Genomic DNA, 20,043 nt, shown 5'->3' on the forward strand with positions numbered 1-20,043 from the left:
CAGTCCTCAGAACCAACTGTCGCGCATATCCAATGCCGTGGTGTCGGCCGATGCGAGCAGATCGAGCATCGGTCCGACCTTTGGCAGCTCGCACCGGAAGAAGTACCGCGTCGCGTGCCGTTTGCCTTCATAGAAGTCGCCTGGCTTGTCCCCGGTAGCCAGGAACTGCTCGAGCCACAGCCAGGAAACGACGATGTGACCTGTGGCTTCGAGGTACGTCGTCGCGTTGGCCATGGTCTTGTCGGCGTCACCGAGCCCCGCGAGGGTCATCGTGACAGTTCCCAGTCGCTCGACCGCATCTGCCAGATCGGTGGCGAATCCGGCGGCTTCGCCACCCATGGCAGTTGCACGCTGCGTCGTTTCGCCGATCTTTCCAGCCAACGCCATCAGCCCCGCGCCGCGGGTCCCAAGCACTTTGCGCCCGAGCAGGTCCAGCGCCTGAATACCGTGCGTACCCTCGTGGATCGAGTTCAGCCGTTGGTCACGCCAGTGCGCCTCGATGTCGTAGTCGCGCGTGTATCCGGCTCCACCGAGGACCTGAATCGCAAGGTCATTGCCGACCTGGCCCCACTGTGAGGGCCACGACTTGGCGATCGGGGTCAGCACATCGAGTAGGGTTCCCGCCGCCGCGCGTTCGGCGTCGGTCGGCGCGGTGTTCTGGTCGTCGAGGAGCCGGTTGCAGTAGAGCGCAAGCGCCATCCCGCCTTCGGCGTACGACTTCTGCGCGAGCAGCATCCGCCGGACGTCCGCGTGCGCGGTGATCGGGACCTGGGGCTTTGTCGGGTCCGAGTCAGTCAGCGGGCGGCCCTGTGGACGATTTCGCGCGTAGTCCAGTGACTTCAGATAAGCGGTGTAGGCAGTGGCTGCCGCGCCGATGCATACCGAGAGCCGCATGGTGTTCATCATGTGGAACATGCAGGCCAAGCCGCGGTGCGGTTCGCCTACGAGGTATCCGACCGCGCCCGCCTTACCACCCGGCCGGAACGCGCCGTCACCGAACACCGGCGCGGTGTTGACCGCGGCCCGCGACCCGAGCTTGTGATTGATTCCCGAAATGACGACGTCATTCCGTTCGCCGATCGAGCCGTCCGCGTTGACGAGGTACTTCGGAACGATGAACAGATAAATGCCCTTGCTCCCGGCGGGCGCACCGGGCAGTTTCGCCAGGACGAGATGAACGATGTTCTCGCCCATGTCATGGTCGCCGCCCGAAATCCACATCTTCGAACCGAAGATTCGGAACGTATCGTCCGAATCCGGAATAGCCCTCGTCTTGATGTCGGCCAGGCTCGAGCCGGCGTGCGCCTCAGAAAGTGCCATCGTGCCGTGGAACCGGCCCTTGAGCATCGGGATGACGAATCGCGCGATGTGTTCGGCGCTGCCGTGTTCGAGGAGCAGGCCGACGTTCGCGATGGTCAGGGCCGGGTAGACGAACGTTCCCCAGTTCGCGGCACTGAACCACGCCAGGGCCGCAGCGTTGACGGTGCGCGGAACCTGCATTCCGCCGACCTCTTCGTCGAAGGGCAGCGCCATGAGGTCTGCCTTGGCGAATTGCTCGATGGCCGCGCCGATCTGCGGGATCAGCGTGATGTTCGTGCCGTCGAACTGTGGTTCGTGTTCGTCACCCGCGCGGTAATGGGAGGCAAAATGGTCCGTCGCGAGGCGCTCTGACAGTTCGAGGAGCGCGTCATAGGTGTCACGCGAATGCGCGGCAAACCGCGGACGCTCGCTGAGCTTCTCGACGTCAAGCCATTCGTAGAGAAGGAACTCGAGGTCGCGGGCGGAAAGAATCGATGAACTCATGTGTGACTCCGATCGCGGCGAGGCCGGCGTTTGATGGGTGAGCTCGGTTTCGACGCGACGAGCGGATCCCAATCTTCGCCACCCGCGGTCAGAAGCTCTTCATTCGCAAACACGACTCCAGCGCGGATTTCGCTCTCCAGATCGCGGCCGAGTACCGCCGAAGCGGTGCGAATCCCGCCGTACAAGGTGGCCGCGATTCCGAACATGAACCGCGTACTGCCACCGGTCAGATACAGGCCGGGGATATGCGTGGTGACGTCCGGTCGGAATGGACCGAGTTGGCTGAGTTTCGGTGCGAGTCCGTAGCAGGTCCCGCCCGTCGAGAGGGTGAATCGTTCCTGCGTGATGGGAGTGGACGCCTCGCAGAACACCATTCGCTCGCGCAGGTCGGGGATGAGGGCCGTCGTCGTCTCGAGCACGGCCTCGGTGAGCTGGTGTTTCAGTGCGAGGTACTTCTCGTCCTGGCTGTAGTGTCCGCCATCTGCCGGACCGGTGGAGACATTCCAGGTGGCGTATTGCGGCGGCGCCCACGAGACGAGTTCGAGCGTCGAGTAGCCCGGGGGAGCCGAATGTGTCCCGCGGTCGTCTTTGGCGGTCGGGCAGCTCACGCCGACGGGCATCCGCTCGGGAACCTCGCCCGCAGCGACTTTGCGGTAGTAGCCGTCGTTGTCCACGTCCGGCCAGATCCAGGCCAGCGGCGGAAGATCACGCTCGCGCAGGTCGACATCGAGCGCGACGTAGACCGTGAACATCGGCAGCGTCATCTCCAGTCGGGGGAGGCGCCGGCGCAGCCTTCGCGTCAAGTGCTCGTCGCCGACCAGATCCCGCCACGTGCGGATGTAGTCAGCGTTCGAAACGACCGTGGCTGCACTGATTTCCTCACCGGAGGCGAGACGAACGCCCGCCGCCTTGCCATCCCGAATGAGGATCTTCGCTACCCGTGCTTTGGTGCGCACAGTGCTGCCGTGCGACTGGATGACGTCGACGAGATGACCAGCCATGACCTGACCACCGCCGCGCGGATAGTAGGCACCCGCCATGAGGTAGTGATCGAGAAAGTTCGCGTGGAAAACGGCCGGAGTCCGCGACGGAGCCCAGGTGTAGTCACCGTTCTCCCCGAGGATGACTGCTTGGGCGTCGGCGGAAAGTCCGCACGCGGCAAACAGTTTGGTGATCGGACGCAGTCCCCAGCGCAGGAAGGTCCAGCCCTTCTTCTGGTTGGTCAAGCTGCCGAGGACCCCGACACATCGGCGCAGACTTGCTTCCTCGTCGGGAAAGGCCTCGACGAGCCTGGCGAGATAGGTATCCCAGCCCGTCGGAGTGCGGAATGTCGTGCCGGGGATCATGACGTGGCAGTGCCCGTCCGGCTGCTGTCGTAGAAATTCGATGCGACCGTCCAAGGCCAGGCCGCGCAGGACGGTGTCGACCTTTCCGCCCTGGTGGCAATCGCCGATGTAATGCGTGCCGACGTCGAATTCGTACTTGTTGCCGGCGCGGCGGAAGACCTGCGTACTACCTCCGACGACCTGGTTCGCCTCGAGAACAAGGACCCGCTTGCCATTGGTCGCCAGATAGGCCGCAGTGCTCAGTCCACCCGGACCGGCACCGACGACGATGACGTCAAAGTCGCTCACCCACGTCAGGGTAACGACTGTTACCGCAAGGCGCTAGAGGCCACGCCGGCCGCGACCGACTCGCGCGCCCGCTCCGCGTCGTCACCCTCACCGACGAACAAACTCACCAGCAGAGGCTCGAGAACACGTTCACCGCCACGCTCGCGGCCGATGAATTCCGCCGACTCCAAGGTGGCGAACCCATGGACGATGACCCACCAGCGATACGCCAGCGTCGAGGCTCGCGTGGATTGAATTCGCCCCTGATCGATGGCCCGCTGGAAGTTGTCGGTGATCCGGTCGAACGTTCGCTGTCGATCCGGGACGAGCTCGGCGCGCGGGATCGCCGGCGCTTGCCCGAACGACGAAATTCCGAACATGACGGCGTAGAGCGCTGGTTCGGTGCGGGCGAACTCCAGATAGCCGGCTGTCAGGGTCGCGATATCCGCGAGTGGATCCGCCGACGGTCCGATCACGATTCTTTGTTCCAGCCGGTCAAACCCTTCGGTGACCACGGCCCGAAGCAACGCCTCCATCGACCCGAACGCCGAATAGACCGGCTTGGTCGACATCCCCGCCTCGGCGGCCACGTTTCGAGCACTTAATGCCGCCACGCCACCGCGAGAAACCAGCCGGGCAGCGGCCTCGATGAGTTGGGTGCGACGCGAGTCCCGTTCAGTCATTGGAGATAGTTCTTGCCCACGAGAGTGAAGAACCGGGTGGCCTGCGTGATGATCTCTTCCGTACTGGCATCGACCGCACCGCGCCGCCAGGCCATGACGAGTTCCTGGAAGCCGCCGATCGTCATGATCACCGACCGCCGAAATTCGCTGATGTCGACACCCGCACGCAGGTACGGCCCAACGGCCGCGACGCCGATGTCGGTCATGGTGATGATGAGTTCATGACGGCGGTGTTCGAGCAGTTCACTTCCGGCATGATCCCCGAACAGAATCACGGCCCGCCGTGGATTGACCGCGAACGAATTCACCGCCGTTTCCACGGTGCGCCGGATCATTTCGAGCGGCTGACCAGGGGGAGTGTGCTGGACATCCGAGATGATCGCAGCTGCGGTTTCGTCGCGAACGCCGTCCCAGATCGCGGCGAGCAGCGCATCGCGGTCTTCGAAATTTTCATAGAAGTACCGGTCATTCAGGCCGGCGCGAGCACACACTCCACGCATCGTGACCGCTGCCCAGCCGCCTTCGCACCACATGTCAGTGGCCGTTTCGAGCAGCCGGGACCGGCGGTCAGCCCGTCTCTCGGATGTCGTGCGCCCGCCCCACGTCTGCGCTCTGGTCACTGGATCATCATCCCAAACACACCTAGTCGGTCAGCCGCAGCGCTTGGACCGGGCAACTGTCGACCGCGAGCTGAGCATCAGCCACCTGGCTGGCTTCGACCGTCTCGGTCAGTAATCGAACCTTGCCGTCGTCGCCGACATCGAAAATCTCCGGCACCAACGAAACGCACATTGCGTGTCCCTCGCACCGGTTTCGATCCACTCTGATGTTCATCGCGGCAGCCTTTCGAGGCGAATCGGAACTCCGTCCAACGGCGTGGGCCCCGTTCCCCAGCCGAGCGGCACCGTGTAGCCGTCACGGACACTCCACCGGAAACGCAGGAGCATCTGGTGCATGATCGACTTGACCTGCATGCCGCCGAAATACAGTCCGATGCACTTGTGCGCGCCACCGCCGAACGGAAGCCACGCCATTCGATGAACCTGATCCTCACGACGATCCGGTGCAAAGCGACCGGGATCAAAGGTGTCCGGGTCGGGCCACCACTCATCGATTCGCATGGACTGATAGGGAACGCCGATAACGAGCGTGTCGGCGGGGACGAAGTGGCCGCAGATCTCCGTGTCCCTCAGCGTCTTTCGTAGAAACTGCCCGACCGGGGCATGGATTCGCAGAGTCTCCTTGAATGCGAGGTCGAGGCTCGGCAAGCGGTCGAGATCATCGAAATCGAGCGTCTCCTTGCCCAACGCAACCGACTCCGCACGGAGCCGCTCCTGCCATTCCGGGTGGACGGCGAGGTAGTAGGCAAGCATCGACGTCGTGATCGAGGTCGTGTCGTGGGCCGCCATCATGAGGAAGATCATGTGATCGATGACGTCTTGATCGGTGAACGCATGCCCTTCCTCGCTCGTGATGTGGCACAACGTGCTGAACAGGTCGTCGCCGGGACTGGACCGTTTGGCCGGGATCTCGCGCTCGAAGTAATTCGCGAGTATTCGCCGACCATGCAGACCCCGTGCCCACGTCCCACCCGGCACGTTGGCGCGGATGATCGCCTGACCTCCCTCGACCGCTTCTTCAAATGCCTTCCCGAGCAGGTCTGACCGAGCGCCGAGTTCGGTGCCCATGAATACTTCCGCGGCAAGATCGAGCAGCAGATGCTTCACCCGGTCGTAGATGCGGAAGTCCCGCCGCGGCGTCCATCGGTCGAGGGCGCGCGCAATGCCCGGGTTCGTCAGCCCGAGATAGCCGACGAGACGTGGTCGGGTGAAGGCCTGCTGCATGATTCGCCGGTGGTAGAGGTGCTCGTCCGAGTCGCGGAGCAGCATGCCGCCCTTGAAAAACGGCCCGATGAAGTATCCGTAGCCTTCTTTGGCGGAGAAGACGTGGTCGCGGTCCATCAGAACGGCTTGCAGGGCGTCCGGTCCACTGACTGCCACGACCCGTTGCCCGAACATCCCGAACCACTGGACGTCGCCGTATTGCTCGTAGCGATGCCGGAAGAATCCGATCGCGCCATCCAGCGCGTTGAAGCTATAGCCGACACCCGGTGGACCGTAGGCGCCCATGACCGGACGAAGCCCGCTCCCCGCGGGTGGCGCAGCCAACGGCACCCTCCGCGTTGGGTACTTCTCGGCCATCACAGCAGCCACGTGCTGGACACGAGCTCCCAAACGAACGTTCATAGCGGCTCCTGCGACGCCGAGACCACCAATTGGTGGCACATGCCTGTGGCATACGCCACAAGATTACGGTTTGGTGGCAGGTGCGGTCAATTGGTGCACACTAGAAGAATCTTGGAGATTCGCGACGGTGCGAAGGGGCACGAGCATGGCCTACGTCATCACTCAGAGTTGCTGCAACGACGCGAGTTGTGTCGGCGAGTGCCCGGTCGATTGCATTCGGCCCACCCCGGATGACCCCGAATTCGCGACGACCGAGATGCTCTACATCGATCCCGAGACCTGTATCGATTGCGGTGCCTGCGTGGACGCCTGCCCGGTCGACGCAATCTTCCCCGAGTACGAACTGACGGTTCCCAACGAGCGCTACCTCGACATCAACGCCGACTATTTCCAGCGGCACCCCCTCGAGATCGAGATGAAGCACATCAAGCCGCCCGCTCGGCTGTCGCGCGAACTGGGCACGCTGCGAGTGGCAATCGTGGGCGCTGGGCCAGCAGGCTGCTACGCCGCTCAGGAATTGCGTTCCCGGGCGGACGTGGAAATCGAGATGCTCGATCGCCTGCCCACCCCGTTGGGCCTGATCCGCGCCGGGGTCGCGCCAGACCATCCGTCTACCAAGGGCGTAGCGGACGTGTTCGAGTCCGTGTTGAATCACGTCGAACTCCATCTGAATGTGGAGGTCGGCCAGCATGTTTCGCACGAGGAACTGCTCGGCCACTGCCATGCGGTCATCTACGCCGTGGGCGCCAGCACCGACCGGCACCTCGGCATTCCGGGGGAGGACCTGCCGGGCAGCCACTCCGCGACGGAATTCGTCGCCTGGTACAACGGTCACCCGGACTACGTGGACCGCACCTTTGACTTTTCCGGCGAGCGTGCAGTCATCATCGGAAACGGCAATGTCGCTCTCGACGTCGCTCGCATCCTGACCCTCGATCCGGATGAACTGGCGCGCACCGACATTGCCGACCATGCGTTGAAGGCATTGCGCGACAGCAAGATACGCGAGGTGGTCGTCCTCGGCCGACGTGGCCCGGAGCAGGCTGCGTACTCGACGCCGGAGTTCCTCGCGTTGAGCTACTTGCCCGGCGTCGATGTCATCATCGACCCCGGGCAACTCGAACGTCCCGGCCGGGACGAGCCGCTCAAAGTCCAACTCGCACGCGAGTACGCGGCCAAGTCGGCGGGTGCGGATCGCAAGCGCATCGTGTTCCGATACTTGGCCTCGCCCGTTGCGTTGACCGGCGGCGACCACGTTGCAGCCCTGGAAATAGCCCACAACGAACTGATTGAGGGCGTGGCTCGCCCGACCGGCGAGACCGAGACCCTCTCGGCGTCCCTGGTCTTGCGGTCGGTCGGGTACCGAGGTGAGCCCATCAAGGGGCTGCCGTTCGACGACAGCCGGGGCCTTGTGCCCAATGCCAACGGTCGCGTCGAGACCGTTCCGGGTGCCTACGTGACCGGCTGGATCAAGCGGGGACCGCGCGGAGTCATCGGGTCCAACCGAATCGACGCGAAAGAGACGGTCGAGGCACTGCTCGCTGATTTCGCTTCCGGCGTCCTGCAGGCTCCGCCGCGCGACCGTGCCGGATTGCGCACGCTCCTGGACAGCCGACAGCCACAAATCGTCGACCGTGCTGGCTGGCGTGCGATCGATCAGCACGAACGCGAACTCGGTCGCGCCGCGCAGCGGCCGAGAGTGAAGTTGACGACGGTTGCCGAACTACTCGAAACGGCACGCCGACGGTGACAGTAGCGCTGTGGAAGCGACGAACGGTCCGGAGCCGGAGAGGCTTTGGCCCCTAGTAACCGCTGGCTCGACGGGCGAGATTGGTAACACGAACTCATCGCCCAAGAGAGGGCGGGAATACATGCGGACCATTCCCACACCCGCGGCGGAGCCGATCCCGTCGCAGCATGAGCGCGGTACTCGGTGACGCCCCGCGTCGGCTACGGAGCTCGCGTGTCACGCGCGGCACAGATCTCCCGGATCCTGTGGTCCAACGAAGCCGATTGGCTCAAAGACGCTCTCCGCGTGCGCGAATGCGGTTCGCTGCAATGCCGCCTGCACTGCGCCGCCGGATTCACCCAGTGCGAAGCTCATCGGACACTCGAACACCCGTTGCGGAGCGCTTCGGGGTGCTGCTGGAACAACTCGGACCGACGTTCGTCAAGCTGGGGCAGATGCTGGCGTTGCGGCCCGACTACCTACCGCTGCCGTACGCGCACGCGCTCATGAGGTTGCACGCTCATGTTCAGCCCTTCGACGGCACCGTCGCGGAGAAGATCGTCGAAACCGAACTCGGGAAGCCCCTGAGCACGCTGTTCGCCGACTTCGAACACGAACCGTTCGCCTCGGCGTCGCTTTCCCAGGTGCACCGCGCGACACTGTTTGACGGCCGCGTGGTTGCCGTCAAGGTGCAGCGCCCGGAGGTAGCGGACTTGGTCGCCCGGGACCTGGCCTTACTGCGGTGGGTGGCCCGCAAGTTCGATGCACATGTTTCGCGTTCCATCGGCTTCGTACCGACGGACGCAGTCGACGAGCTCGCCACCTACACCACGCGCGAACTCGACTTCCGGCGGGAGGCCGCAGTCTCTGAAGAGATTCGGCGCAATGCCGGGTCTGACCACCACGTCGTCGTGCCCGCCGTGCACCGCACGCTGAGTACCGCACGTGTGCTCGTCACTGACTTCATCGACGGCCTGGAACCGGCTCCCGAAGCCGACCTGGCCCGCGCTGGCATCAACCCGGATGAGGTGCTGAACGCGGGCGCGAGGTGGATGATCCGGCAGTTCTTCACCGACGGCGTGTTTCACGCTGACCCGCATCCCGGCAACATCCTGTTTCTGCCCGGAGACCGGTTGTGCCTACTCGATTTCGGAATGTTCGGTCGACTCGACTACCGGCAGCGCCGTCGTATGGGACTCATGCTGCTGGCACTCGTCAGCGGCGACTTCAACGCCGTCGGGACACAGCTGCTGCGGGTGTGCACGCTGCGCCCGGGGGCCGATCCAAGGGGATTCCGGGACGGCGTCGCCGAAATCGTCGAGGAGTGGTACCGCGGCGACAGTGGCATGACGGCCGCTCAGCTTCTCTTGCGCGACCTCGCGCTCGGCGCCTCGTACGGGATCGTTTTTCCCCGTGACCTGATGCTGCTGTGCCGCGCGATGGTGACGCTGGAGTCGACGGTCCGGATCGTGCGGCCCGAACTGGAATTGGCCGCTTTGCTGCGCCCCGTCTTGCCCGAACTCCGCAACGCGCTGTTGCCGTCGCCGTCGAGCGTGCGGTCGATGTGGAAGGAGGAGCGCATCGATTTCCTCGGCTTGGCCCTCGATCTCCCGGACATGCTCTTGGAGGCCGCGGACAAGTTGGGTCAGGGCAGTCTTCTCGACCAGGTACCAGCAGCTCCTCGCCGGAAGCCATCCCGTGGCTGGGTTCCGGTGGCGGCTGGGCTCGTCGCCGGCGGTGTCATCACCCGCACCGTGCTGACTGCACAGAAGCGGTAAGACCGGCACCGAGTAGCCATTTTGGCCGCGGTACGCGTGTCGCGCTGCCCCGCCAACGTGGCCGAGAGAACATCTCTGACATGACCATGCCCGGCTTGGAGCTGTTGATCCGCGTCGGGTTGGCGACTGTCCTCGGGATCATCATCGGCATCGAACGACAGTGGCGGGCACGGGTCGCGGGACTGCAGACGATGGCATTGGTCTGCATGGGCGCCGCACTGTTTCTGATTCTCGGCGCCTACACATTTCGCCCGGAACCGAACCCCACACAGGTGGCCGCGCAGATCGTCACCGGTGTCGGCTTTCTCGGCGCCGGCGTCATCATGAAGCAGGGTTTCTCGGTAACCGGACTGAACACGGCGGCAACGCTGTGGGCGACCGCCGCGGTGGGCGCACTCGCCGGGGCGTGGATGTGGCGTGAGGCCATCACCGGCGCCGCGATCATCGTTGTCGGCAATACGTTCCTGCACCCGCTGGCCACGCGGATGGACCGCGCCCGAACGAGGGCGGGGCGCGAGATACCGCCCGCGGATTACGTGTTCGAAGTGGTGTGCACATCGGATGCCGAACCAAACGTGAGGACGTTGCTCACTCCCGCACTGACGCGATCGAACTTCCAACTCAGTTCGATGCGCGCAACGGCGACCACGAACCCGAATGAAATTGCGCTCCGGATTGAACTGTCAGCGGCTGCCCGTGACGACGCGGTGATGGAAGACGCCATCCGCACGCTGAGCGTTGACCCCGCGGTCAGATCGGTGAGCTGGACCACGGGGAGTAATTAGGCCGACCCGGTGAAATCCCTGTTCGCCGAGCGGGGACTTGCGAAGATCGACAGGTGTCGGCATTCTCGGGCGGGTCTCCCACAGACCAAGGTTCCCTACGCCAATTGAAGACTCCGCGAGCGGCAGCGCTCGCGGGCGTGGCGTTCGCGCTCCTGTTCGGTGCCACGATCATCTTGATTCGAACCAGAATGCCTGAGGGTATTGACGATTCGACGACGTGGCTCGACCAGGGAAGCGGCGGCATCACGACCGCGACCATCCTGATGCCGTTTGCGGGCATCAGCTTTCTGTGGTTCATCGCGGTCGTGCGCGACGGGCTCGGCCGCTACGAGGACCGCTTCTTTGCCTCGGTGTTCCTCGGTAGCGGGTTCCTGTTCTTGGCGATGATGTTTGTCGCGACCGCGGCCCTCGCCGCCCTGGTCGCCAGCAATAAGGCCATGACCGATCCTGCAGCGCACCGAGATGTCATCGAGTTCGGCAAGATGTTCGTGCTGTCGACCAGCAAGACCTATGCGCTTCGGATGGCAGCGGTGTTCATGATGTCGCTGGCCGCGATCTGGCTCAAGACCGGCCTGATGCCACGTTGGCTGGTCGCCCTGAGTTATCTGGCCGCGCTGACTCTGCTGGTTGTCAGCGACTTGAATATGTGGGCCGCCATGGCATTTCCGGTCTGGGTGCTCGTTGTCAGTGGTCTGATCCTCGCCCGCGCAGGGGTATTCGAGGAGATTCGGGCTCGAATCGACTGAATGTGATGACGCCTTAGTCCTGGCCACTTTCGGTTCTGCCATGCGTGTCGTGCTGCCGAGACAACGTCGCCGAGAGAACATCTCTGTCATGACCATGCCCGGCTTGGACTTGTTGATCCGCGTCGGGCTGGCCACGGTGTTGGGGATCATCATCGGCATCGAACGACAGTGGCGGGCACGGGCAGCGGGGCTGCAGACGATGGCGTTGATCTGCATGGGCGCCGCGCTGTTTCTCATTCTCAGCGCCTACACATTTCACTCAGGACAGCACGACACCTCGAAGATTCCGGCGTCGATCGTCTCCGGCGTCGGGTTTCTCGGCGCCGGCGTGATCATGCGGCAGGGTTCGGCGGTGACGGGGCTGAACACCGCGGCAACCATGTGGGCCACGGCGTCGGTGGGAGCGTTCGCCGGGGCGTGGATGTGGCGTGAGGCGATCACCGGTGCCGCGGTCATCGTGCTCGGGAACCTATTTCTGTCCCCGCTGGCTGGGCGAATGGACCGCTCCCGTTCCAAGTTCTCCCGCGAGATGCCGCCTGCGGATTACCAGTTCGACGTCGTGTGCGGATCCGATGCCGAGGGGCACGTGAGGAGTTTGCTGAGTCCGGCGCTGACACACTCGCACTTCCAACTCAAGGCGGTGCGAGCAATGGTGACGACGAACTCGAATGAGATTGCGCTCCGCATAGAGCTGTCGGCAACTGCTCGTGACGACACGGTGATGGAAGCCGCTGACCGCACGCTGAGTGCCGACCCCGCAGTCAGATCGGTGAGCTGGACGGCGCTGTAAGGGAACAGCGGCGCGGCTCTAATCGATCGACGGCGGGGTCGACTTCGTTGGCCGCGTCATCCTCGGAGATGGAGAGCTGAACGCCGGGAACCCGACGAGTAGCGACAGTCGTCACTGGTGCGCCATTGCGATGTTGAATCGCTCCTCCGGCCCGATCAGATGGTCGTTGTCGGCTTGCCCAACATCGATCTGCACCCACGCAATCTCGCCGGTGAATTGCTGACCGGTCGGGCCGTAGTCGGGCGAGCAAGGCGATCCGGTGTCGGCTCCGACATCGCAAGCCTCGTCGCACGAGTAGACCAAAGGTTGGGTCTGTTCGACGCGGCCGGAGCCGACTGCCTGGCCATCGTAGTAGAGGGTCACGTCACCGCCTTTGGCTAATCCGCCGCCGTCGTAGGTGAACTCCATGCGGACCTGATGCGCGCCGGGTGTGAGTGGCTTGTCGGCGGTGATGAAGTAGTGCTCGATGCCAAAGAAGTTGTAACAGTACTTGGCTCGGTTGTCGTGCACGTAGAACGTCCAGCCCCCAGTGCTACCACCCTGGGTGATAAGCACCCCGCTGGCGCCGGTTTCCGGCACAACCACACTGGCTGTCAACGAGTGCGACTTGTTCTTCACATTCACGACGCAGTTCTCGCTGACCCGCATGCCAGCGAACAGTAACTGCGAATGACCCTGGATCAGGCTGGGCCGACCAGCCAAGCCGGCGTCGAAGCGTTCTACCGATCGGTCATCGAGAGGCACCACGTTGTACTTCACTGCCTCAATCAGCCACAACCGCTGGAGCTCCGCCAGCTTCTCCGGGTTTTCCTTGGCGAGGTTGCGGGACTGAGTCCAGTCGTCTGGGGCATAGAGCTCCCAGATGTCCTCGGCGAAGGGATGGGCGTCGAACAACCACGGTGTGCGGTGTTTTGTCACAGCGGTCCAGCCTTGGTGATACACACCGCGGTTGCCCATGATCTCGAAGTACTGCACTTGATGGTTTTCGGGGGCGCTGCCGTCGCGGAGCATGGCGAGCATGCTGAATCCCTCGATCGGCGCCTGCTGGATACCGTTGACGAACAACGGCGCGGGCAGTCCGGCAGCCTCCAGCAGTGTGGGTGCGACGTCGATCACGTGGTGGAAGTGATTGCGCGTCACCCCGCGATCGGTGAAACCCTTCGGCCAGTGCACGATGGTGCCGTTGCGCGTGCCGCCCCAGTGCGAGGCGACCTGCTTGGTCCACTGGTACGGCGTGCACATGGCGTGTGCCCACCCCACGGCGTAGTGGTTGTAGGCATTCGGGGTGCCGAAATCGTCGATCTTGGACAGTAGGAACTCGGTGGATTCGATGCCGCTCATGCCGTTGAGCGTGACCATTTCGTTGAAGCAACCGTTGGGAGTGCCCTCCGCCGAGGCGCCGTTGTCGCCGATGATGTAGATAATCAGGGTGTTCTCGAGCACGCCGAGATCGGCGATGGAGTCGACTATGCGTCCAACCTCGTGATCTACCTGTTCCAGGAACCCGGCGTAGATCTCCATCTGACGCGCCAGCACCGGCTTGAGATCGGCCGGCATGTCGTCCCAGGCGGGAATCTCGGCGTGGCGTTTTGTCAACTCGGCGTCTGCGGGGATGACACCGAGTTCCTTCTGACGCGCAAAGATCTGCTCCCGTTGCGCATCCCAACCGTCGCCGAACTTTCCGCGATACTTGTCCGACCATTCCTTGGGCACGTGGTGCGGTGCATGCGTTGCGCCAGGCGCGAAGTACATGAAGAACGGCTTGTCTGGGGCGAGTGCCTTCTGCTGACGGACCCACGTGATCGCGTGCTCGGCAAGGTCCTCGGTGAGCGTGTAACCCTCCTCCGGCGACTTGTGTGGTTCGACCGGTGCGGTGCCCTCGAAAAGCCCTGGGTAGTACTGGTTCGCCTCACCTCCGATAAAGCCATAGAAGTACTCGAAACCCGATCCAGTAGGCCACTGATTGAACGGTCCGACCGGCGATACCTCCCACACCGGCACCTCATGGCACTTACCGAACTGGGCTGTCGAATACCCGTTGAGTTTCAGCGTTTCGGCGATGGGTGCCTTGTTCTTGGGGCGGACGCTGCAGTTGCCGGGCGCGGAGGTCGCGATTTCTGTGACGCCGCCCATGCCCACCGAATGGTGATTGCGCCCAGTGAGCATTGCCTGCCGGGTTGGTGAGCACAGCGCCGTCGTGTGAAAGCGATTCAGCTTCACGCCGCCGGCCGCCAACCGATCGGCCACCGGGGTATTGCACGGGCCTCCGAAGGCGGACGACGCGCCGAAACCAACGTCATCGAGGAGAACGACGAGAATATTTGGCGCCTCCGGCGGCGGACGCAGTGTCGTTATCGGCGGATACTTGGTATTCGGGTCCCGGGCATCGTAGGTCGTCAGACCGACGTGTTGGCGATCGGGAATCGGCAGAACATGCCGACTCATGTCGGGTTTTGTCGGCGCTGCACCGACGTTTTTTGCTTCACCGTTGCTTTGCGCCGACTTTTCCATCGCTCGCCCCCCGTGCAGGACTCCCGAATTCGACGCTACTCTTGGAAATAACTGGGGACAAACAGATTCCGGCCCGGATTTGGTCGAAACAACATCGACCTTTTCCTGACAATTTGGTAACTCTGGGCGAGGGAGTATTAATTCATTGCGACTGTTGATTTCCGTCGCAGCAGCTACATATTCGTTCTTGGCGAATTCAACGATCGCCCGTGATGACCTAACCCGGTTCGGGAGCGAAAGCCGCCAGCGCTGCCGTGGCCGCCCCGAGGACGAATGTCCGGTAGTACTCGAGAACGCGCTTTCTGGGGACTCGCGGGTTTTGGAACCACCATCGGCCAAGCTGCTCTGAGATACCCGAGATCGCATAGGCAAGTGCGTGCGCCTGCTCCACTCCCAACGCGGGTGCGGTTTCTCGGACAGCCGTAGCGATACGGTCGGTCGTTCGGGTTTTCAGCAGCGCCAGTTCTGTGGCGACTTCGGCGTTGAGACCCGCCGACGCGGAGAAGACAAGTGCCCAGCGCTGCGGACTGCGCTTGATGAGATCGAAGTATGGACTGCCGCCGGCCTCGATGCGTTCAGTCAGCTCCGGCCCGGCCTTCTGCAACGAAATGCGCACCGCTTCATCGAGTTCGGTACGAGCGCGGCGGGCACACGCGAGGAACACTCCCTCTCGAGAGCCGTGGTACTGGTAGATGATCGGGCGGGTGACTCCCGCAGCCTTGGCGATGTCCTCGAGCGTGACGCCCTCCAGACCACGCTCGGCGAACAGGTTCTCGGCAACGTCGAGGATCTGCTGCTCGCGCTGATACGCGGTGAGGCGCTTACGACGCGGAGCGTCCGACTGGGCCGTAGTCACGCATTCTCCCTAGGTAAAGCCGGATGCTCGTAGCTACAGATAGTAACTTGCGAAACACGTTGACTGGGTTGGCAATTTAGGTACCTGAGTCGAAACTGCCTGTCCAGCGCGCAAAGTGAGGGCTTCTCGGCCTCAACCGTTGTTACGGACCGTATAGATCAACGAGTCTGGCACCTCGATCATGCCTGGCCGTCTGACCAACCGTTCGCAGTGGGGCGGAAACGCCCGCTCCGGAACCATCTAGACCGTAACTTTCGCCCAAGTTTGTCGTGTGGGATATGTCATCGATCGGTTGGCTTGTCTACTACTTTTGAACTCTATTGCACACGAACATCTTTCGACCTCAAAGTCGCATTTGATGGCCCCTGCGACCGCCCGCCCGCTGTTGAAAATCAGCGCTCTCAAGATCAGCAATGCGCCGCCCTAACTTTACATTCCGTAAGTTACGTAATAGAAATCACGGCGACAGGGTGGTTGTGACCCGCCCCACCAACCTACGGAAGGAACGTCGTCATGCCGGAGCAAACGCTTGATCGGAGGGCTCGATCATGAAAACCGAGCCCAGTCGCGTCCAACGGTCGCGAATCTTCCGATTGATCCTCGCGGTTCTGGTCACCGCCCCACTCGCGTTCTCCGCGGTCTACATGTGGGTGATGTGGGACCCGACCAAGCTGGTGAACCAGATGCCGGTCGCGATCGTGAACCAAGACCAGCCGTTCGGCTCGGGCGATGATCGGGTCAGCGCCGGCGCCGAGGTCACCAAGAACCTCGTCGACTCGCAAGCGCTCGGGTTCGAGGCGACCGATGAGCGCACCGCCATGGCGGGACTGGCCAGCGGTCACTACTACTTCGTGATCAAGATTCCCAAGGAATTCAGCACGACCCTGGGCCTGATCGGTAAGTCGACGGCCGCCCCCGCGCTCATCACCGTGGTCTACAACGACAACAACACGATCAAGGCTTCGCAGATCGGTGACGTGGCGATGAGTCGCATCAACGCCGCCGTTCTCGAGGGGGTGTCGAGCAGTGCTGTCGGCAAGATGGTCGACGGCGTTGACAAGCTCGGTTCGGGCTTGAAGCGAGCGGCCGACGGTTCCGGTCAGCTCGCGGATGGCACGCACCAACTGGCCGACGGAATGAGACAGTTGCAGGCCGGAACCGATCAGCTCGGTGACGGCGCACGTCAGGTGGCGGACGGTATCGAGCAGCTGGTGGGCTGGGCCAACAGCCCGCCGATGATCGCCCTCGTGCAGCAGCTCAAGGCAATGCCGATCCAGCCGCCGGGAGTCAAGGAACTCGTGGATCTTCTCGATGGCCTACAGCGTCTTCAGGCTGGCAGCCGCGAGATCGCCAACCAGCTGCTGGACCCGAACAAGGAATACCGCGGCGGAGTCAACAAGCTCACCGACGGAATGGCGCTGGCCGACGATGGCGCGACCCAGCTCGCCACCGGTCTGGGAGACGGGGCCAAGCAGGTTCCCGATCTCAGCGACAAGCAGACGCGCGACAGCCTGGCGAAGCTTCTGGCCACACCGGTCAAGGGAGATGCGAAGTTCATTGCGCGAGCGCAGTTCGCCGGACCTGGTGCCGAACCCCTGATGCTCGAACTGGCGTCCCTGCTCGCCGTCATCGTGGTGTTCATGTCCTTCCGGGCACGCCGCTACCTCACCGGCAACCACGAGCCGCTGACGGTACGGCAAGTCCTGCAGCGTGCGCGGGCGGTCTCGCTGATCAGCCTCGTGTCGGTGGGCGTCATCGGAAGTGCCATCTGGCTGAGCCTGACTCCGCACCCGAACCCGCACAGCTACCTCGCCGTGGTGGCCGTCACGACGGTCGCAACCCTGATGAACGTTGCGCTGACATCAGTGCTGTTCACGCTGTTTGGCTACGCAGGCGGCGCGCTCACCGCGCTCTCCTGGGGAATGCTTCAGCTGTTTGCCTTCGGCGGCGTGTGGATGGTCGAAACGTTGCCGGCACCGCTTCGGTGGTTGCACTACGTGACCCCGATGAGCGTTGTGCGGGACGGCATGATCTCCGCCTTCAACGGCGCTCCCGGGCTCGTGATCTCGCTCGTGGCGATCGCCGCGATCGCGGGAGCAGCGGCGGCAATCAACCTGGTCGCTGTCCGCAAGGCGCGGAGCCGGTACGAGTCTCGCCTGACCGAATTGGCAACTGACGGCACCGCACGCGGTGAGGTGATTGTCGTCGGCTAGACGAGTCGATTGACGCTGCCCGACTCCGCCCGATTGGGTGGGGTCGGGCAGCGCTATTCGTCGGAAGGGCGTTCGCTTGACCGTCGAGGCGCGAAATAGATGATCGTCGCGGCACCGAGAAGGCTGACCGTCACCAGCAGCAAGGGTGCGAGTTGAAGGACGCTGACGAGCGTCACGAGCGGTCCGACGAACATGAGTCCGAACATCACCCACGCCACCACTCGGTGCTTGTGCGGGCGTCGCAGCGGTTCGTCATCCGCGATCAACAAATCGTCGTGATCAGTCATCACCTCCGAACGTATCGGAAATCGGTGTGCCGGTAGGCGACGTGACGGACGCCACGCGAGATGCCAGACTCGACAACGGGACTCATCCACGAGCGAGGAGAAACCGTGCAGCAGGTAAAGGCCGTCATCGCACGCACCAAGGACGCGCCCGTAGAACTTGTCACGATCAACGTGCCCGACCCTGGACCCGGCGAAGCGCTGGTGAAAGTGCAGGCCTGCGGTGTTTGCCACACCGACCTGCATTACCGCGAGGGTGGCATCAACGACGATTTTCCGTTCCTGCTGGGTCATGAGGCCGCCGGAGTTGTCGAGAGCGTGGGTGACGACGTCACAGGCGTCGCGCCGGGCGACTTCGTGGTCCTGAACTGGCGCGCCGTTTGCGGGAACTGTCGGGCCTGTCGTCGCGGTCAGCCCCAGTACTGCTTCTCGACGTTCAACGCCGCCCAGAAGATGACCCTCGAAGACGGAACAGAGCTCTCGCCTGCGCTCGGGATCGGTGCGTTTGCGGAGAAGACCCTGGTGGCCGCTGGCCAGTGCACGAAAGTCGATCCAGAGGCCCGGCCCGCCGCGGTCGGGCTGCTCGGATGCGGTGTCATGGCTGGGCTCGGCGCAGCGATGAACACCGGCGGCGCGACCCGCGGCAAATCAGTTGCGGTCATCGGATGTGGGGGAGTCGGAGTCGCCGCCGTGGCGGGTGCAGCCTTGGCGGGCGCGAGCCCGATCATCGCGGTCGACATCGACGCCGCAAAGCTGGAGGCCGCCAAGAAACTGGGCGCCACGCACACCGTCGACTCGAGCACGACCGATCCGGTCGACGCCATCCGCGAGATATGCGCGCAGACGTACGCCGGTGCAGAGGGTGCGGACGTCGTCATCGAAGCTGTCGGGCGGCCGGAGACCTGGAAGCAGGCGTTCTATGCGCGCGACCTCGCCGGCACGGCAGTGCTCGTGGGGGTTCCGAGACCAGACATGAAGGTCCCGGACCTGCCGCTCATCGACCTGTTCAGCCGCGGCGGCACCCTGAAGTCGAGCTGGTATGGCGATTGCTTGCCGAGCCGCGACTTTCCGATGCTCGTCGAACTCTATCGACAGGGCCGCCTCGACCTCGACGCGTTCGTCACCGAGGAGATCGCGATCGGCGACGTCGAGGCCGCGTTCGAACGAATGCATCACGGCAACGTCCTGCGCTCGGTGGTCGTGTTCGAGTGACCGCGCGTATCGACCATGCCGTCACCTCCGGAACGTTCAGTCTCGACGGTCAGACGTTCGACGTCGACAACAACGTGTGGATAGTCGGCGACGACGAGGAGTGCATCGTCATCGACGCGCCGCACTCGGTTGACGCCATCCTGGCCGCGGTCGGTGATCGGGTGGTCAAGGCGATCGTCTGCACACATGCTCACGACGACCATGTCCGTGTCGCACCTGCATTGCGTGAGCAGACGGCGGCCCCGATCCTGCTGCACCCCGCGGACCGGCCGCTGTGGGAGTTGACCCACGGCACCGAAATCGGTTGGGATGCAGACCTATCCGACGGGCAGACGATCCAGGTAGGCGGTACCTCGCTGACGGTGCTGCACACGCCAGGTCATGCACCTGGCGCGGTGTGCCTGTATGCGCCAGAACTCGGAGCCGTCTTCACCGGCGACACCCTGTTTCACGGCGGGCCAGGTGCGACGGGTCGATCGTTCAGCGACCGCCCGACGATCGAGGCTTCGATCCGATCTGTGCTATTCGCCCTTCCACCGGAGACGGTCGTGCACACCGGCCACGGCGAGGACACGACGATCGGCGCGGAACGGGCGATTCTCGACTAGGTAGCCGCGCCACCTGGTTCGTCACCGCCGACGTCCAACTCCTGGCGATCGTGCTCCGCGATGCGCCGCTGAACGCGCGGGTCATTGGCCGGCAAGAACCAGAATTGGCTCGCGAAAGCGTCCCGCTCGGCCTGTATGAGTGCGCTCGATTTTGCTAGCCGTCGCGGTTTCATCGTGGCCTCCGAG

The 20,043-nt window shown here is 63.5% G+C and carries 18 protein-coding genes; 8 read left to right on the forward strand and 10 right to left on the reverse strand.

Features of this window, described 5'->3' with window-relative positions; translation table 11 throughout:
- Window positions 1–6 precede the first annotated feature (6 nt).
- The 6 genes from F600_RS0117735 to F600_RS0117760 are packed head-to-tail and all read right to left on the reverse strand — an operon-like array spanning window position 7 to window position 6,345.
- Window positions 7–1,803, reverse strand: coding sequence for an acyl-CoA dehydrogenase (locus tag F600_RS0117735; RefSeq protein WP_018161985.1), 1,797 nt, complete (start codon window positions 1,801–1,803; stop codon window positions 7–9).
- Complete coding sequence (locus tag F600_RS0117740; protein WP_018161986.1) at window positions 1,800–3,437, reverse strand: phytoene desaturase family protein; 1,638 nt, start codon at window positions 3,435–3,437, stop codon at window positions 1,800–1,802. Before F600_RS0117740 ends, F600_RS0117735 begins: the two co-directional genes overlap by 4 nt.
- 20 nt (window positions 3,438–3,457) lie before the next feature.
- Window positions 3,458–4,099 (reverse strand): TetR/AcrR family transcriptional regulator, encoded by a 642-nt coding sequence (locus F600_RS28825; RefSeq protein WP_026306653.1) that lies wholly within the window; start codon window positions 4,097–4,099, stop codon window positions 3,458–3,460.
- Window positions 4,096–4,719: a TetR/AcrR family transcriptional regulator gene (locus F600_RS0117750; protein ID WP_026306654.1), complete on the reverse strand. Its 624-nt coding sequence runs from the start codon at window positions 4,717–4,719 to the stop codon at window positions 4,096–4,098. The genes F600_RS28825 and F600_RS0117750 overlap by 4 nt, the downstream gene beginning before the upstream one ends.
- 22 nt (window positions 4,720–4,741) lie before the next feature.
- The gene (locus F600_RS0117755) at window positions 4,742–4,933 is read right to left on the reverse strand and encodes a ferredoxin (RefSeq protein ID WP_026306655.1); all 192 of its coding nucleotides are present in this window, start codon (window positions 4,931–4,933) and stop codon (window positions 4,742–4,744) included.
- On the reverse strand, window positions 4,930–6,345 hold the full coding sequence (locus tag F600_RS0117760) for a cytochrome P450 (RefSeq protein WP_245541561.1): 1,416 nt from the start codon (window positions 6,343–6,345) through the stop codon (window positions 4,930–4,932). Before F600_RS0117760 ends, F600_RS0117755 begins: the two co-directional genes overlap by 4 nt.
- 145 nt (window positions 6,346–6,490) lie before the next feature.
- On the opposite strand from F600_RS0117760, the gene F600_RS0117765 reads away from it, so the two are divergent.
- The 5 genes from F600_RS0117765 to F600_RS0117790 all read left to right on the forward strand — a co-directional run bounded on the left by F600_RS0117765 (window position 6,491) and on the right by F600_RS0117790 (window position 12,173).
- Window positions 6,491–8,095: an FAD-dependent oxidoreductase gene (locus F600_RS0117765; protein WP_018161991.1), complete on the forward strand. Its 1,605-nt coding sequence runs from the start codon at window positions 6,491–6,493 to the stop codon at window positions 8,093–8,095.
- Window positions 8,096–8,436: 341 nt separating this feature from the next.
- The gene (locus F600_RS0117775; RefSeq protein WP_162141444.1) at window positions 8,437–9,852 is read left to right on the forward strand and encodes an ABC1 kinase family protein; all 1,416 of its coding nucleotides are present in this window, start codon (window positions 8,437–8,439) and stop codon (window positions 9,850–9,852) included.
- An 86-nt stretch (window positions 9,853–9,938) separates the two neighbouring features.
- Complete coding sequence (locus tag F600_RS0117780; RefSeq protein ID WP_026306657.1) at window positions 9,939–10,637, forward strand: MgtC/SapB family protein; 699 nt, start codon at window positions 9,939–9,941, stop codon at window positions 10,635–10,637.
- A gap of 104 nt (window positions 10,638–10,741) precedes the next feature.
- Window positions 10,742–11,383 carry a hypothetical protein gene (locus F600_RS0117785; protein WP_026306658.1) on the forward strand — a complete coding sequence of 214 codons (642 nt, stop codon included), beginning with the start codon at window positions 10,742–10,744 and terminating at the stop codon, window positions 11,381–11,383.
- A gap of 88 nt (window positions 11,384–11,471) precedes the next feature.
- The gene (locus F600_RS0117790) at window positions 11,472–12,173 is read left to right on the forward strand and encodes an MgtC/SapB family protein (protein WP_156024664.1); all 702 of its coding nucleotides are present in this window, start codon (window positions 11,472–11,474) and stop codon (window positions 12,171–12,173) included.
- 111 nt (window positions 12,174–12,284) lie between these two features.
- Here F600_RS0117790 and F600_RS0117795 read toward each other — a convergent pair whose 3' ends face one another.
- Together F600_RS0117795 and F600_RS0117800 are read right to left on the reverse strand one after the other, a co-directional pair.
- The gene (locus F600_RS0117795) at window positions 12,285–14,618 is read right to left on the reverse strand and encodes an arylsulfatase (protein WP_040631997.1); all 2,334 of its coding nucleotides are present in this window, start codon (window positions 14,616–14,618) and stop codon (window positions 12,285–12,287) included.
- Between the two features lie 283 nt (window positions 14,619–14,901).
- A complete protein-coding gene (locus tag F600_RS0117800) occupies window positions 14,902–15,540 on the reverse strand; it encodes a TetR/AcrR family transcriptional regulator (RefSeq protein ID WP_018161998.1) in 639 nt (212 codons plus the stop codon).
- Window positions 15,541–16,088: 548 nt separating this feature from the next.
- Between F600_RS0117800 and F600_RS0117805 the strand changes: the two genes are divergently transcribed.
- On the forward strand, window positions 16,089–17,753 hold the full coding sequence (locus tag F600_RS0117805; protein ID WP_018161999.1) for a YhgE/Pip family protein: 1,665 nt from the start codon (window positions 16,089–16,091) through the stop codon (window positions 17,751–17,753).
- A 53-nt stretch (window positions 17,754–17,806) separates the two neighbouring features.
- Here the strand turns inward: F600_RS0117805 and F600_RS0117810 are convergent, their stop codons facing one another.
- Window positions 17,807–18,040, reverse strand: coding sequence for a hypothetical protein (locus F600_RS0117810; protein WP_018162000.1), 234 nt, complete (start codon window positions 18,038–18,040; stop codon window positions 17,807–17,809).
- 60 nt (window positions 18,041–18,100) lie between these two features.
- On the opposite strand from F600_RS0117810, the gene F600_RS0117815 reads away from it, so the two are divergent.
- Window positions 18,101–19,249: an S-(hydroxymethyl)mycothiol dehydrogenase gene (locus tag F600_RS0117815; protein WP_018162001.1), complete on the forward strand. Its 1,149-nt coding sequence runs from the start codon at window positions 18,101–18,103 to the stop codon at window positions 19,247–19,249.
- On the forward strand, window positions 19,246–19,857 hold the full coding sequence (locus F600_RS0117820; protein WP_018162002.1) for an MBL fold metallo-hydrolase: 612 nt from the start codon (window positions 19,246–19,248) through the stop codon (window positions 19,855–19,857). The genes F600_RS0117815 and F600_RS0117820 overlap by 4 nt, the downstream gene beginning before the upstream one ends.
- Here the strand turns inward: F600_RS0117820 and F600_RS31920 are convergent.
- Window positions 19,854–20,030: a hypothetical protein gene (locus F600_RS31920; RefSeq protein WP_162141437.1), complete on the reverse strand. Its 177-nt coding sequence runs from the start codon at window positions 20,028–20,030 to the stop codon at window positions 19,854–19,856. The genes F600_RS0117820 and F600_RS31920 overlap by 4 nt on opposite strands.
- Window positions 20,031–20,043 lie beyond the last annotated feature (13 nt).

The sequence above is a fragment of the Smaragdicoccus niigatensis DSM 44881 = NBRC 103563 genome, assembly GCF_000380645.1.
Taxonomy (GTDB): domain Bacteria; phylum Actinomycetota; class Actinomycetes; order Mycobacteriales; family Mycobacteriaceae; genus Smaragdicoccus; species Smaragdicoccus niigatensis.

Bases quoted from the DNA above. Each gene is read 5' to 3' on its own strand.
- F600_RS0117735 (WP_018161985.1), bottom strand. From the start codon at position 1,803: ATGAGTTCATCGATTCTTTCCGCCCGCGACCTCGAGTTCCTTCTCTAC.
- F600_RS28825 (WP_026306653.1), bottom strand. From the start codon at position 4,099: ATGACTGAACGGGACTCGCGTCGCACCCAACTCATCGAGGCCGCTGCC.
- F600_RS0117755 (WP_026306655.1), bottom strand. From the start codon at position 4,933: ATGAACATCAGAGTGGATCGAAACCGGTGCGAGGGACACGCAATGTGC.
- F600_RS0117760 (WP_245541561.1), bottom strand. From the start codon at position 6,345: ATGAACGTTCGTTTGGGAGCTCGTGTCCAGCACGTGGCTGCTGTGATG.
- F600_RS0117765 (WP_018161991.1), top strand. From the start codon at position 6,491: ATGGCCTACGTCATCACTCAGAGTTGCTGCAACGACGCGAGTTGTGTC.
- F600_RS0117780 (WP_026306657.1), top strand. From the start codon at position 9,939: ATGCCCGGCTTGGAGCTGTTGATCCGCGTCGGGTTGGCGACTGTCCTC.
- F600_RS0117790 (WP_156024664.1), top strand. From the start codon at position 11,472: ATGACCATGCCCGGCTTGGACTTGTTGATCCGCGTCGGGCTGGCCACG.
- F600_RS0117795 (WP_040631997.1), bottom strand. From the start codon at position 14,618: ATGAGTCGGCATGTTCTGCCGATTCCCGATCGCCAACACGTCGGTCTG.
- F600_RS0117805 (WP_018161999.1), top strand. From the start codon at position 16,089: ATGAAAACCGAGCCCAGTCGCGTCCAACGGTCGCGAATCTTCCGATTG.
- F600_RS0117810 (WP_018162000.1), bottom strand. From the start codon at position 18,040: ATGACTGATCACGACGATTTGTTGATCGCGGATGACGAACCGCTGCGA.
- F600_RS0117815 (WP_018162001.1), top strand. From the start codon at position 18,101: ATGCCAGACTCGACAACGGGACTCATCCACGAGCGAGGAGAAACCGTG.
- F600_RS31920 (WP_162141437.1), bottom strand. From the start codon at position 20,030: ATGAAACCGCGACGGCTAGCAAAATCGAGCGCACTCATACAGGCCGAG.